Annotated in this window: 13 protein-coding genes and 1 pseudogene; 6 read left to right on the top strand and 8 right to left on the bottom strand. The window is 63.0% G+C overall.

From position 1 onward, the window contains the following. Positions 1-37 precede the first annotated feature (37 nt). The 3 genes from C7G41_RS08205 to C7G41_RS08195 form a co-directional block, all read right to left on the bottom strand. Positions 38-1,201, bottom strand: a complete 1,164-nt coding sequence (locus tag C7G41_RS08205; RefSeq protein ID WP_106942050.1) for a cytochrome P450 — start codon at positions 1,199-1,201, stop codon at positions 38-40. 88 nt (positions 1,202-1,289) lie between these two features. Continuing rightward, on the bottom strand, positions 1,290-1,517 hold the full coding sequence (locus C7G41_RS08200; RefSeq protein WP_199198248.1) for a hypothetical protein: 228 nt from the start codon (positions 1,515-1,517) through the stop codon (positions 1,290-1,292). Between the two features lie 88 nt (positions 1,518-1,605). Further along, positions 1,606-2,475 carry a transglutaminase family protein gene (locus C7G41_RS08195; protein WP_106942049.1) on the bottom strand — a complete coding sequence of 290 codons (870 nt, stop codon included), beginning with the start codon at positions 2,473-2,475 and terminating at the stop codon, positions 1,606-1,608. 180 nt (positions 2,476-2,655) lie between these two features. Here C7G41_RS08195 and C7G41_RS08190 point away from each other — a divergent pair, with 180 nt between their 5' ends. Further along, positions 2,656-3,525: a transglutaminase family protein gene (locus C7G41_RS08190; RefSeq protein WP_106942199.1), complete on the top strand. Its 870-nt coding sequence runs from the start codon at positions 2,656-2,658 to the stop codon at positions 3,523-3,525. Positions 3,526-3,582: 57 nt separating this feature from the next. Here C7G41_RS08190 and C7G41_RS08185 read toward each other — a convergent pair whose 3' ends face one another. From C7G41_RS08185 to C7G41_RS08165, 5 genes and pseudogenes are all read right to left on the bottom strand, one after another. Continuing rightward, positions 3,583-4,371, bottom strand: a complete 789-nt coding sequence (locus tag C7G41_RS08185; RefSeq protein ID WP_106942048.1) for a LuxR C-terminal-related transcriptional regulator — start codon at positions 4,369-4,371, stop codon at positions 3,583-3,585. A 117-nt stretch (positions 4,372-4,488) separates the two neighbouring features. Beyond that, a pseudogene (locus tag C7G41_RS08180) lies at positions 4,489-4,813 on the bottom strand (DUF2200 domain-containing protein). A gap of 11 nt (positions 4,814-4,824) precedes the next feature. Beyond that, complete coding sequence (locus tag C7G41_RS08175; protein ID WP_106942047.1) at positions 4,825-6,030, bottom strand: LLM class flavin-dependent oxidoreductase; 1,206 nt, start codon at positions 6,028-6,030, stop codon at positions 4,825-4,827. An 83-nt stretch (positions 6,031-6,113) separates the two neighbouring features. Further along, the gene (locus tag C7G41_RS08170; RefSeq protein ID WP_106942046.1) at positions 6,114-7,352 is read right to left on the bottom strand and encodes an acyltransferase family protein; all 1,239 of its coding nucleotides are present in this window, start codon (positions 7,350-7,352) and stop codon (positions 6,114-6,116) included. A gap of 88 nt (positions 7,353-7,440) precedes the next feature. Then, positions 7,441-8,568, bottom strand: a complete 1,128-nt coding sequence (locus C7G41_RS08165; RefSeq protein WP_199198247.1) for a helix-turn-helix domain-containing protein — start codon at positions 8,566-8,568, stop codon at positions 7,441-7,443. Between the two features lie 207 nt (positions 8,569-8,775). On the opposite strand from C7G41_RS08165, the gene napE reads away from it, so the two are divergent. Genes napE through C7G41_RS08140 form a run of 5 tightly spaced genes read left to right on the top strand, consistent with a single transcriptional unit; the run spans position 8,776 to position 12,949 of the window. Beyond that, a complete protein-coding gene (gene napE / locus C7G41_RS08160; RefSeq protein WP_106942044.1) occupies positions 8,776-8,961 on the top strand; it encodes a periplasmic nitrate reductase, NapE protein in 186 nt (61 codons plus the stop codon). Positions 8,962-8,987: 26 nt separating this feature from the next. Beyond that, complete coding sequence (locus tag C7G41_RS08155; protein WP_106942043.1) at positions 8,988-9,302, top strand: chaperone NapD; 315 nt, start codon at positions 8,988-8,990, stop codon at positions 9,300-9,302. Positions 9,303-9,318: 16 nt separating this feature from the next. After that, the gene (napA, locus tag C7G41_RS08150; protein WP_106942042.1) at positions 9,319-11,832 is read left to right on the top strand and encodes a nitrate reductase catalytic subunit NapA; all 2,514 of its coding nucleotides are present in this window, start codon (positions 9,319-9,321) and stop codon (positions 11,830-11,832) included. Next, the gene (locus tag C7G41_RS08145) at positions 11,829-12,299 is read left to right on the top strand and encodes a nitrate reductase cytochrome c-type subunit (protein WP_199198246.1); all 471 of its coding nucleotides are present in this window, start codon (positions 11,829-11,831) and stop codon (positions 12,297-12,299) included. Before napA ends, C7G41_RS08145 begins: the two co-directional genes overlap by 4 nt. Beyond that, positions 12,296-12,949, top strand: a complete 654-nt coding sequence (locus C7G41_RS08140) for a NapC/NirT family cytochrome c (RefSeq protein ID WP_106942040.1) — start codon at positions 12,296-12,298, stop codon at positions 12,947-12,949. Before C7G41_RS08145 ends, C7G41_RS08140 begins: the two co-directional genes overlap by 4 nt. Positions 12,950-12,959 lie beyond the last annotated feature (10 nt).

Below are 12,959 nucleotides of genomic sequence, written 5' to 3'. Positions count from 1 at the left end.
GCAATTGCGCACAAGGCGGGCGATGACACCGAAACTGCTAAGACCATCTCACCGGCAGATTTTGCAGCCCGCGGAACGCCCAGCCGCCGATCCGCACGGGTTCGTCATCTGCGATCTCGAGCCGACCGGCACGCGCGAACAAGGTCGGCAGTGCGACGTCGGCAATCATGGCGCGCGAGGCCCAGGCGCCGGCGCAGAAATGCGGGCCGGCGCCGAATGCGACGCTCTTGGCCGTATCACGCCGCACGTCGAACTGGTCGGCGCGCTCAAAATGCTTCTCGTCGCGGTTGGCCGAGCCGAACATCAGGAACACCCGCTCGTCCGTCTCGAACGAAACGTCTCGGATGGTCCAAGGCTTTGCGATGCGCCGCGGCGACATGCCGATCGGCGAGATCCAGCGGGCATATTCCTCGAAGGCCTGGAGCCACGTCACCTCGTTCTTGCGCACGAGATCGAGCTGGTCGGGATGGCTCAGCAGCGCCCACACCGTGCCGGCGATCGCCTTGCGCGGCTCGTTCTGGCCGCCTGATATCGCGAGTTTGACGTTGGCGCGCACGCTCTCCATCGCCATGCCCGAGGCGAGGAGCACGCCGAGGATGCTCTGGTCGGGATGCTTGCGCATCACCGGCAGGATGTCGTCGATCGCCGCATCGATACCCGAGGTCGCCGCATGGCAACGCGCCTCGACGGCTGCGTCGCCGCCGTAATTGGCGATGCCCTCGATCATGCCCTGTGACCAGGCGTCCATGTCGGCAAAGCCGATATTGGTGAGGCCGGTGATCGACTTCAGGCATTCGCCGGAGAACGGCAACGCGAAATCGCGCATGAAATCGATCCGCCCGGGCGCGATCGCGTCGATGATGCGGTCGGCATGGGCCTGGAACAGCGCGGCCCAGTGCGCCTTCACCGTCTTCGGCGACACCGTCGGAAACATCGCGCGGCGCTCGATCTGGTGCGCCTCGCCGTCCTTGCGCATCATGTTGTGGCCCATCAGCCGGTTCATCAGGCCTGCGGGCTGGTGCGAGGAGAACACGTCGATCTGCTTCTCGGAGATCGAGATGTCGTCGCGGCTCGTCAGCAGCGTCGAACCGAGCTGCGGCACGAAGGCGATCGGCGCCTCCTTGCGCATTGTCGCGAGCATCGGATAGGGATCGGCCCAGAATGCGGCCGGGTCGATGTCGATGCGCGGCGCGGTACTCAAGGCGGCTTCTCCCTGGATTCTCGTGTCCTTCAGGCCAGACTAGCAAGCCACGTGGCCGGCGTCTGTCCCCAGCGATAGGGACGGCAGACTAAGCGTCCACCAACGCGCGACCACGCGTCAGCCAATAGTCGATCTGCCAGCTCTTTAAACCAGGCAACTCGCGGAAGCGCCGTTCGCAACGATCGGACCAAGCTGCGGGTTCGTTCAGCAGCGGGAGCATGGCGTCAACCCGCCACGCGTTGCCCGGCAATGTGTAGAACAGCATCCGATACTCGAGCGGCGATTCAGGACATGGCTCGATCAACTCGCGCTTCATCAAGCGGCCATTGGGAGTACTGCAGGTAGGGACGTTCGGGGTCCTGAAGCTCGTTACGGCAGGGAAGATTTTGCAGCAGCTCTTGTGGTTACTCCGACTTCACGTTGACCGCGACTTCCATCCCGGCGTCGTCGTCAGGTTCGCCCCAATAGCTCCCGGAGAGCGGAACAGCTTGACCCGGAGTTCGAGCAACGCCAACTCTGATCAACTCGCGATTTCCCACGATGCCGTTGGTGGGATCGAATTCCACCCAGCCGGAACCGGGGATGTAGATCGAACACCACGCATGCGTCGAGCCGCCACCGAGCCTTACTGGTCCGTCGCGATCGGGCACATAAATATATCCGGTCATGAAGCGGGCTGCGAAGCCCAGCAGGCGAGCTGCTTCAATCATGAGAAGGGCGAAGTCACGACAAGTCCCTTGTTGAGAGCTGAGCGTCTCGGCTGGCGTTTGCGTCCCTCGCGACGTCCTGCGCTGATATGAAACGCTTTCAGCGATTGCTTCGTTGAGCGTCATCAACAACTGGCCGGTTGGCCGGATTTTCCCGAGCTCCATGAAGCGTGACAACCAGTCCTCTATGCATTGACCGTCAGGAAACTGACGGCGAATGTATGGCGCAAGGTCCGGAAGCTCGCCTTCGTCATAGGTGAATGGGTGCGCTCGAGCGTACTCCTCGATTCGAAAGTCGGGCGAGTTCTCGGGAGTATGCTCGAGGCGAATGGTGGTTTCGAACTCAAGCGTCTCTGCATTGGTATTGAAGTCGATCAACGTTAGGCAGTTGCCAAAGACGTCGTGGATCCAGCGAATTTCCGCCGGCTCTGGTCTTACGACAAGGCGGCAGTCGAGCAGGCGCTGGTCGAAGCTGTCGCGCGGTCGAAAAAGCATCTGATGCTGACCAAGCCTGACTGGTCGGCGATAGCGATAAACCGTGCTGTGATGGACAGTGTAAAGGGTCATCGCATTTGCTCAGGACCTTGAGATATGACCCGGTTCGCGCATCGATTCCAAGCGGGAAGGTGAATTGTGCGCCTCGCACGACTGCCTAGGATTTCAGCAAATTACAAGCCGATTCCGAGGAACAAGCGAGGCGATCGAGCTTTGTGTGCACTGTCAATGGTGACAGGCAGGGAGACGGTCGTGAGGATCCGGGCGGGTTACGATATCGCATTCAATTGCTTCCAGGAGGTTCCGATGGTGCTCATGCTCACCGTCCATCCGTCCCGGAAGGCAGATCTGCTGACAGACCATTCCATGCGGATTTCGCCGAATGTCCTGGCCAAGGACTACACCGATGTTTTCGGCAATGTGTGCACCCGCCTTGTAGCGCCCGCCGGGCGAATCGAAATCCGCACGGAGTTCATCATCAAGGATAGCGGATTGCCCGATGCAGTGGCGCCGAATGCCCCACAGGTGCCCCTCCACGAACTACCCGATAGCGCGCTGATGTATCTTTTGGGAAGCCGCTACTGCGATACCCAAAAGCTCTCGGATCTTGCTTGGTCCACGTTTGGCCATGTCGATGGCGGATGGCAGAGGGTGCAGGCCATTTGCGACTACGTTCACGACCGCATTCAGTTTGGCTATCGCTTCGCTCGTAGCGATCGGACGGCTTCGGAAGGGCACCAGGAGCGCATCGGGGTATGCCGGGATTTCGCCCATCTGGCGGTCGCGTTGTGTCGATGCGTCAACATTCCCGCGCGATACTGCACGGGATATTTGGGTGATATCGGTGTTCCACTGGACCCAGCGCCGATGGATTTCAGTGCGTGGTTCGAAGCCTATATCGGAGGGCGTTGGTATACGTTCGACGCTCGACACAATCATCCCCGCATTGGTCGAATTGTCATTGCTCGCGGGCGCGACGCCGCCGACGTCGCTATCTCAACAATGTTTGGCCCAACGGAGCTCGCGCATTTCTCCGTTTTGACAGAAGAGATCCTCTCGGACGGGACGTCCCGCCAGCCAGAAATGAAGTCAGATCGCGAAACAGGCTTAGTTGCGGTGTGAGTGTGCGTTAACATCAGGCGCCTGAACTCCCCATGAAAAAGCGGTGATGGCGCACCGTCAATTCAGGTCGTCAGGCCCCGCGAGCAGACCCAGCACGATCGCAAACAACTCGTTCTGCGATGAAATCCCGAGTCGCTCATAGGCGCGCTTGCGATAAGTGAGCGTCGAATGCAGGCTGATGCCCAGCGCTTGCGAGATCGCCTCGGAGCTGAGACCGAGCAGGATGCGGCGGCAGACGTCCTGCTCGCGCGGCGTCAGCGCGGACAGTGGCGCGCGGGTCGCGAACAGCGCGGCGAGGTTTTGGTCGAGCGGCGCGGTCGCGGCCCGCTGGAAATGACGGGCGACGCTGGCACCAATCGCAGGTGCGATGGCCTGGAGTCGCGCACGCTCGACGTCGCGAAAGCGGCCCTGGGCCGTGATGCGGTAGAAGTTGACATAGAAGCAGATGTCGCCAGTCCAGATCGCGGTCGCGCATTTGTCGACGATGTCCGAGTCCTTGAAGAATATCTTGCGATAGCGCGCGCCGTACATGCTTGGCGCGAACGACGGCAGTACGATCGGCTCGCTGATTCCGGCTTCGAACAGCGCATCGCGATTTGGATCGGACTCGTGAAATTGCCCGGCATAGGCGGCGCCGAGATCGCCGCCGGTCGGGATATTGCCGGCATCCAGCAGGCAACTTGCCGCGCCCGCACGGCTCAATGCAAACACCATGCAATGGCCAACCCCGGCCTGCCGGCGCAGCGTGTCGATCAGCACCTTGGGAAAATCGGGGCGCCCGATGGCGAGCACCGCGGCCGTGACATCGCCGGCCGCCGGATTTGCGGGCACAGACCGAGACCGCATCGCTTTCTCCCTATCGCCTTTTGCTGAAAGTTATCAGCATTGGCGGCGCGGCGGAAGACGGAGCTCGTCGGCATGGCCCGCGCAACGCCGCCGAGCCGAGTGGACCGAGGGCGCCGATCAGGAGTCCGTTTTTCGCAAGATCTTGTCCATCGCCTTTCCCTTGGCCAGCTCATCGATCAGCTTGGATATCCTCGACCCGGACGCCGCATACGACGCCTTTGATCAGGGCTCGCAGGGGATTGATGAGAGGCGCCTTCGCAAAGAAGGTTTCAAAGTCCGTCTGCTTTTTCAGTTGAGCTTCCAGCTGCTTCTGACCATAGCCTGTCAGCCAGGAGATGATCTGGTCGACCTCAGCCTTCGTCCGTCCCTTCTTCTCCGCCTTCGCAACGTACAGCGGGTACACCCTTGCGAAGCTCATCGTATAGATTCGGTGCTTTTCCATGAGTAGCCCCCCTACCCCGCCGCCGCCTTCGCCGGCGGAACGCTGATGGCGAGCTTGCCGTAGCGGTCGGTGAAGGCCTCGGTGTCGATTTCCTCGAGCTGGATCTCGCCGCTCATGACGCCCTGCTTCCAGGCCGCCTGCGCCGGATCATTCTGGAATTCCGGCATCACCTCGCGGCCGAACAGCTCCAGCGATTCGCAGATGTGCTCGTGGCTGTTCTTGCCCGCTTGGTTGAGCAAAATGACCTGGTCGATGTGCGAGCCCTGGAAACGCTTCAGCTTCTTGCGGATGGTCTCGGGCGAGCCGATCAGGCCGCCGCGCAGCGCGGCCTCCTGGGCCTCCGGATTGTCGCGCTTCCACTTGTTGTACTCGTCCCACATGTTGACGGTGTAGGGCGCCGGACGCTGGCGATTCTGCGAGGCGCCGTAGAAGCGCAACGCGAACTGGAAGAAGGTGGCGCCGTCGGCGCGCGCGCGGGCCTCCTCGTCCGTCTTCGCGCACATGAAGAACGACACCAGCGCCATGTTCGGGTTGATCTCGTAGTCGGCGAGCTTGGCGAGACGCTTGGTCATGGCGTTGTAATAGGCGTGCACCCAGGCATGCGCGGCGTCCGCGCTGACGAACTGGAAGCCGAGCGCGCCAAAGCCATGGCGGCCGGCGCGCTCGATGGTCGGCAGCTGCGAGCAGGCCATCCACAGCGGCGGATGCGGCTTCTGCACCGGCTTCGGGACGACGTTGCGCAAGGGGATGTCGAAATATTTGCCGTGATGCTCGCTTCCCGCGTCCTTGAACATCGGGAAGATCGCCGCGACGGCTTCCTCGAACACCTCTTTCTTGGTCTCCATGTCGCGGCCGAACGGCGTGAGCTCGGTGATGGAGGCGCTCTCGCCCATGCCGAATTCGCAGCGGCCGTTGGAGAGCAGATCGAGCACCGCGACGCGTTCGGCGACGCGAGCGGGATGGTTCGTCGTGAGCTGGAGGATGCCGTGGCCGAGCCGGATGTTCTTGGTGCGCTGGCTGGCGGCGGCGAGGAAGGATTCCGGCGAAGGCGAGTGCGAATATTCCTCGAGGAAGTGATGCTCGACGACCCAGGCGTGGTCGTAGCCGAGCTGGTCGGCAAGCTCCATCTGCGAAAGCGCGTTCTGGTAGAGGCTGAGCTCGTCGCCGGCCACCCAGGGACGTGGCAGTTGCAGCTCATAGAAGATGCCGAACTTCATGACGCCTCTCCCAAGTTTTCCTGCAAGTTTTCTTGCCGCTTATATTTTTGTTGCCGGCATCTTAATGCGTGGGGCGGCGCTGTCTACGCGGTCGCAATTCCGCCTTGCGGGAGAAGGTGCTTTTCAGCACGGCGGCCATTCAGGACCACACCGATGAAGGTGAAGCGCACCAGCAGATGATAGCTCGCCAGCATCGGAGGAAGCGCGACGACGAGAATGACGGCGAACTTGATCAGCCCGGGCCAGTCGAGCTGCGACAGAGCGACCTGCAGCGCCATCACGATCGGCATGTGGATCAGATAGAGCCAGTAGGATGCATCGGCGAGGTAGCGCCACGTCCGACTGAAGCCGGACATGAAGCGGAGGGCGAGGCCGAGGACCGCGAATGTGGAAACCCAAATCGCCGGTGCGTAGAGGACGGCGGAGATCAGCCTGAGCGTGGCGAAGCTGACCGGCAGTTTCGGCGCGCCAGGCTGCGACAACATCACGCCTGACAACGCGAAGCTGACCAGGATCAGGCCGAGCGCGAGCAGCACATACGCCAGCCAGCGTCGCTCGATGAGCCGCAGCAGAACGATCTGCCGATGCAGGAACCAACCGACGCCAAATGCGGTGCCGAAGCCGATCCAGGCCTGCGCATTGGTGACGAGCGATTGATCCGGCGTCCTCACGCCCATCACGTTGATCCAACGATGGTCGAGGCAAAAGGCGATGCCGATCGGGATTGCCAGAACCAGGGGAGCCAGCGGATTTCGCATGATCCGCGCGAAGACGCGATCAAACACCATGCGTAGCGCACCTGATGCATCAAGCCACACAATTGCGCCGCGCAGCAGGAGCGTCGCGACATAGAGCTCCAGCAGTACATAAAGAAACCAGAGGTGGGTCAGGGGGAACCTAGGCAATGCCGGCAGCCAGCCGGACGCGGGGTGGATCAGACCGCCATCTGGAAAGTGAGATGCCCAGCTCACGATCAGGGCTATCGGCATGAACACGAGCGGCCAGCCGATCACGAACGGCAGGCCGATCCGCTGCAGCCTGTCCCTGACGAAGCCCCAACTTCCCCGGCGGTGAACGCTCATGCGGGCAAAGAAGCCGGCCATCAGGAAGAAGGTCGTCATCCGGAAGACGTGGATGGTAAAGGACAGTAGGCCCAGAGCGGCGCTTGGATGGGTGTCCTGGATGATCCAGAACCGGGGCGACGCCGGCACAAACGACAATGTCGCGTGCAGGACGATGCCCAGCAGCAGGGCAAGACCCCTGACCGCGTCGAGGGCGTGGAGCCTTTCCGATGCAGGGGTGACGGCGGTGGAGTGGGACATGGATAGGCTCGTTCCGGCTGGATGGGTAGTTTATGCTGGACGGTCTAACCAATCGGCACAGGGCGTTCTCGCCTGATCCAAAAATCGGCTAGCCGATTTCGCGGCGCGGCTGGCTGAGTTCAGAGCTGTCGGGCCGGCTCAGCGCCTCACGCCGGAATTCGGTCGGGGTCATGCCGGTTTCGGCCTTGAACGCGCGATTGAAAGGTCCGATCGACTGGAAGCCCGCATCCATGGCGATGGTCAGCACCGGGACCTCCCGCTGTGTCACGTCGGACAGTGCCAGCCTGGCGTCATCGATACGGTAGCGGTTGAGGAAAGCATTGAAGTTGCGATAGCCCAGCCCTTCATTGATCGCCTGGCGCAGCCGATGCTCGGGAACGTCGAGCCGAGCCGCGAGCGCCCCGATCGCGAGACCTTCCTGGCGGTAGGTTCGCTCCACCGTCATCAGATGGTCGAGGCGCCGGAGCAGGATCGGGTCGACGACGATCCGCCCCGCGGCGGCGCGATCGGCGGCCGGGGCTTGCCTCCCCGCCTCGCCGGATGCGATCGCGGCCGTGGCGTCATTGACGGCCATCGCCGGCGCGCTGAACAGGCCGATGCCGGCAAGCATGGCCACCACGAACAGCCCGAGCGCGGTCGGGAGACTGCCCGGCGCACCGGGAACCGCGACGGGAATTGCGGCGAAGCCGGCGACGCCGACGGTCGCGATGAGCACGACATTGATCGCAAGCATCGCCAGCCGCAGTCGGCGTCGCCGCGCGACCAGATCGGCTCGCCAGGTCTTGACCGTCTGAACCGCGGCAGCGAGGGCCAGCACCAGGGTGGCCAGAGCCAGAGCTCGCCCGCCTGCGCCGGCCAAAGCGGGCCAGTACGCCCAGCCCAGCGTGATCGCAAACCCGAAAGCCACGATGGCGAGCCACAGGGCACCGTGCCAACGCCTCAGGACGAAATCGTCGTCGAACGCCGCGCGCGCCCACAGCCAGAAGACCGCAGGCTGCGCGGACAGGATCGGCAACACCCACCACCATGACGATTTGGGAAGGTTGGGCGCCGTCGCGATCGCATAGAATATGCCGCCTGCGCACATCGCGATGCCCAGCAAAGCCTGTTGGCCGGTCGCACGACGCAGCAAGGCCACGAGAACGATCAACAGGAATACGCCGCTCGCAGCGCCGCGAAGTCCGACATCGATCGCCGTCAGCCCTGTCGCGGTCACAACTCGTATCCCCGTTCGATGTCAAACTGTCGCATCGCCTTCGCACGGGAACAACCCAAAATTGCGGTTGTGGCTCCGTCCGCGGCGACCGCCGCTAATGGACGGATTGATCCAGATCAACGCGCCGGTGGCCCTGCTGCATCTAAAATGCAGCAAGGCAACGGCCCGGATGCCGTCCCAATCCCCACATTTCAGACGAGACCGAATATGTCGGCCCCAGACGACGCGACTTCGCGCGTGCGCCGTAAGCGCATGGAGATTTTCGCATTCCTGTTCCTGACCGCGGTCGTGATGCCCGTTCTCGCGGTCGGAACGGTCGGCACATACGGGCTTGGCGTCTGGATCTACCAGATGTTCGCCGGCCCTCCCGGCCCGCCGCCCTCCCCGCATTGATCTCCTCGAAGCGAAAGACAGGCATCATGGCCGAATCCAAACTCAACCGCCGAGCATTGATTACCGGCCGGGTGCTCAGCACCGACCGCGTCGTCGCGCCGCCAGGCTGCGAAATTGCCAGCATCATCGTGCAGGCGCGCCCCGAGCGTCTGGACCAGCTGGAAGCCGCGATCACCGCCCTTGCCGGCTGCGAGATCCACGGCCGCGACCCGCGCGGCAAGCTCATCGTCGTGACCGAGGCGCCTGATTCCGGCAGCCTCGGCACCCTGCTCAACACCATCCAGTCGCTGCCCGACGTCTATTCCGCAGCGCTGGTCTTCCACGCCATTGAAACCGCCTGAGTCAGGAAGAGCCATTATGACATCGCCAAAGCTCGACCGCCGCCAGATGCTGAAGCTCGAGGCCGCCGCCATCGCGGCCGCCGCTGCGGGCATGCCGGCACCAGCGCTCGCTGCGAACCTCGTCGCCGAGCGCGACGTCGCCGAATTGAAATGGGACAAGGCCGCCTGCCGCTTCTGTGGCACCGGCTGCTCCGTGATGGTCGCGACCAAGAACAATCGCGTCGTCGCCACGCACGGCGACATCAAGGCCGAGGTCAATCGCGGCCTCAACTGCGTCAAGGGCTACTTCCTCTCCAAGATCATGTACGGCCACGACCGCCTGACGCAGCCGATGTTGCGCAAGACGGGCGGCAAATACGACAAGAACGGCGAGTTCACGCCTGTTACCTGGACCGAAGCCTTCGACATCATGGAGGTGAAGTGGAAGGAGGCGATCAAGAAGCGCGGGCCCAACGGCGTCGCCATGTTCGGCTCCGGCCAGTGGACGGTCTGGGAGGGCTATGCGGCCGTGAAGCTGTTCAAGGCCGGCTTCCGCACCAACAACATCGACCCCAATGCTCGGCACTGCATGGCCTCCGCCGTGGCCGGCATGATGCGCACCTTCGGCATCGACGAGCCGGCCGGCTGCTATGACGACATCGAGGCCACCGATGCCTTCGTGCTGTGGGGCTCCAACATGGCGGAGATGCATCCGATCCTGTGGACGCGCCTCGCCGACCGCAGGCTGTCCGCGCCGCATGTTCGCGTCGCCGTGCTCTCGACCTTCGAGCATCGCTCGTTCGACCTCGCCGACATCGGCATGATCTTCAAGCCGCAGACCGATCTCTATCTGCTCAACGCCATCGCCAACCACATCATCAAGACCGGCCGGGTCAACAAGGACTTCGTTGCCGCGCATACCATCTTCAGGCGCGGCCAGACCGACATCGGTTATGGTTTGAGGCCCGAGCATCCACTGCAGAAGAAGGCGACGGGCGCGGCAAAGGCCAACGATTCCACCGAGATGAGCTACGACGAGTACGTCAAGTTCGTCTCCGAGTACACGCTGGAGAAGGCGGCCGAGATGTCGGGCGTGCCGCTCAACCGACTGGAGGCGCTGGCCGAGCTCTATGCCGACCCCAAGACCAAGGTGGTCTCGTTCTGGACCATGGGCTTCAACCAGCACACCCGCGGCGTCTGGTGCAACAACCTCATCTACAACATTCACCTTCTGACGGGGAAGATCTCCTCGCCCGGCAACAGCCCGTTCTCTCTGACCGGCCAGCCCTCGGCCTGCGGCACCGCGCGCGAGGTCGGCACCTTCTCGCACCGCCTGCCGGCCGACATGGTCGTCACCAACAAGGAGCACCGCGCCAAGGCCGAGCATATCTGGCAGCTGCCCGAGGGCACCATTCCCGACAAGCCCGGCGCGCACGCCGTATTGCAAAGCCGGATGCTGAAGGACGGCCTGATCAACGCCTATTGGGTGCAGGTCAACAATAACCTCCAGGCCGGCCCAAACGCCAACGAGGAGACCTATCCCGGCTTCCGCAATCCCGACAATTTCATCGTGGTTTCGGACGCCTATCCTTCGGTGACGGCACTCGCCGCCGATTTGATCCTGCCGACCGCGATGTGGGTGGAGAAGGAAGGCGCCTACGGCAATGCCGAGCGGCGTACGCAGTTCTGGCATCAGCTTGTCGCTGCCCCGGGCGAGTCGAAGTCCGATCTCTGGCAGCTCATGGAATTCTCCAAGCGCTTCAAGATCGAGGACGTGTGGCCGGAGGAGCTGATCGCCAAGAAGCCGGACGTGCGCGGCAAGACGCTGTTCGACGTGCTCTACAAGAACGGCGAGGTCGACAAGTTTCCGGTCTCCGACATCGAGCAGGGCTACCTCAACGACGAGTCCAAGGCGTTCGGTTTCTACGTCCACAAGGGCCTGTTCGAGGAATACGCCACCTTCGGCCGCGGCCACGGCCACGACCTCGCGCCGTTCGACACCTATCATCGCGAGCGCGGCCTGCGCTGGCCTGTCGTCAACGGCCAGGAAACCAAATGGCGTTTCCGCGAAGGCAGCGACCCCTATGTCAAGCAGGGCACCGACGTGCAGTTCTACGGCTATCCCGACGGCAAGGCACGCATCTTCGCCCTTCCTTACGAGCCGGCGGCGGAATCGCCGGACAACGAATATCCCTACTGGCTCTCGACCGGCCGCGTGCTCGAGCACTGGCATTCCGGCACCATGACGCGCCGGGTGCCCGAGCTCTACAAGGCCTTCCCCGAGGCCGTGTGCTTCATGCATCCTGACGACGCGCAGGAGGCGAAGATCCGCCGCGGCGACGAGGTGAAGGTGGTGTCCCGCCGCGGCTTCATCCGTGTCCGCGTCGAGACCCGCGGCCGCGACCGGCCGCCGCGTGGCCTCGTATTCGTGCCGTGGTTCGACGAATCCAAGCTGATCAACAAGGTGACGCTGGACGCCACCGATCCGATCTCGCTGCAGACCGATTACAAGAAGTGCGCCGTGCGCATCGAGCGGGTGAACGTGTCATGATGAAACGACTTGGAATCGCGCTGCTCGCGGTCGCGATCGCAGCCGGCGCGAGCTCGCTGACCGCGCAGACGGTGACGTCAGGCCTGCGCGGCCCGACGCCGCTCAACGACGAAGGACCGGCGCCGCCGATGCTGCCGAACCGCAACACCTCCGAAAGGGAAGTGCGCAACTATCCGGAACAGCCGCCGGTGATCCCGCATACGATCGACGGCTATCAGATCGACCTCAACGGCAACAAGTGCCTGTCCTGCCATGCGCGGGCGCGCATCGCGGAATCGCAAGCGCCGATGGTCTCGATCACCCACTTCATGGATCGCGACGGCCAGTTTCTGGCTTCGATCTCGCCGCGCCGCTTCTTCTGCACGGAGTGCCACGTGCCGCAGAACACCGCCAATCCGCCCGTCAGCAACGACTTCACCGACATCGATACGCTGCTGTCGCGCGCAAGCCCCGGTGGCCGCCGATGACGACGACCGCCGATGAGCCCGACGAGGGAATGAAGGCCAAACGCGGCTTCGTCGCGCGAAGCCTGGACTTTGCGCGCGAGCTCTGGCAGGTGCTGATCCGGCCGAGCTCGGTGTTCGGGCTCGGCGTGCTGGTGCTGGCGGGCTTCATGGCCGGCGTGATCTTCTGGGGCGGCTTCAACACCGCACTGGAATTGACCAACACCGAAAAATTTTGCACCGGCTGCCACGAGATGAAGGACAACGTCTTCGCCGAGCTGAAGTCGACCATCCACTTCGCCAACCGCTCCGGCGTGCGCGCGACCTGTCCGGATTGCCACGTGCCGCACAACTGGACCGACAAGATCGCCCGCAAGATGCAAGCCTCCAAGGAGGTCTGGGGCAAACTCTTCGGGACGATCGATACCCGCGAGAAATTCCAGGATCACCGGCTCGAGCTGGCGGCGCATGAATGGGCGCGCTTCAAGTCCAACGATTCCCTGGAGTGCCGCAACTGCCACAGCGCCGATTCCATGGACATCACCAAGCAGTCGCCGCGGGCCTCGGTCGCCCACCAGCGCTTCCTGTTCACCAAGGAAAAGACCTGCATCGACTGCCACAAGGGCATCGCCCACCACCTGCCCGACATGCGCGGCGTTCCCGGCTGGCAATAGGGGCGAGGCC

The sequence above is a fragment of the Bradyrhizobium sp. MOS002 genome (assembly GCF_003020115.1).
Taxonomy (GTDB): domain Bacteria; phylum Pseudomonadota; class Alphaproteobacteria; order Rhizobiales; family Xanthobacteraceae; genus Bradyrhizobium.
This window is presented reverse-complemented; position numbering and strand designations above follow the sequence as displayed.

Bases quoted from the DNA above. Each gene is read 5' to 3' on its own strand.
- C7G41_RS08155 (WP_106942043.1), top strand. From the start codon at position 8,988: ATGGCCGAATCCAAACTCAACCGCCGAGCATTGATTACCGGCCGGGTG.
- C7G41_RS08175 (WP_106942047.1), bottom strand. From the start codon at position 6,030: ATGAAGTTCGGCATCTTCTATGAGCTGCAACTGCCACGTCCCTGGGTG.
- C7G41_RS08170 (WP_106942046.1), bottom strand. From the start codon at position 7,352: ATGTCCCACTCCACCGCCGTCACCCCTGCATCGGAAAGGCTCCACGCC.
- napA (WP_106942042.1), top strand. From the start codon at position 9,319: ATGACATCGCCAAAGCTCGACCGCCGCCAGATGCTGAAGCTCGAGGCC.
- C7G41_RS08195 (WP_106942049.1), bottom strand. From the start codon at position 2,475: ATGACCCTTTACACTGTCCATCACAGCACGGTTTATCGCTATCGCCGA.
- C7G41_RS08185 (WP_106942048.1), bottom strand. From the start codon at position 4,371: ATGCGGTCTCGGTCTGTGCCCGCAAATCCGGCGGCCGGCGATGTCACG.
- napE (WP_106942044.1), top strand. From the start codon at position 8,776: ATGTCGGCCCCAGACGACGCGACTTCGCGCGTGCGCCGTAAGCGCATG.
- C7G41_RS08200 (WP_199198248.1), bottom strand. From the start codon at position 1,517: ATGAAGCGCGAGTTGATCGAGCCATGTCCTGAATCGCCGCTCGAGTAT.
- C7G41_RS08145 (WP_199198246.1), top strand. From the start codon at position 11,829: ATGATGAAACGACTTGGAATCGCGCTGCTCGCGGTCGCGATCGCAGCC.
- C7G41_RS08140 (WP_106942040.1), top strand. From the start codon at position 12,296: ATGACGACGACCGCCGATGAGCCCGACGAGGGAATGAAGGCCAAACGC.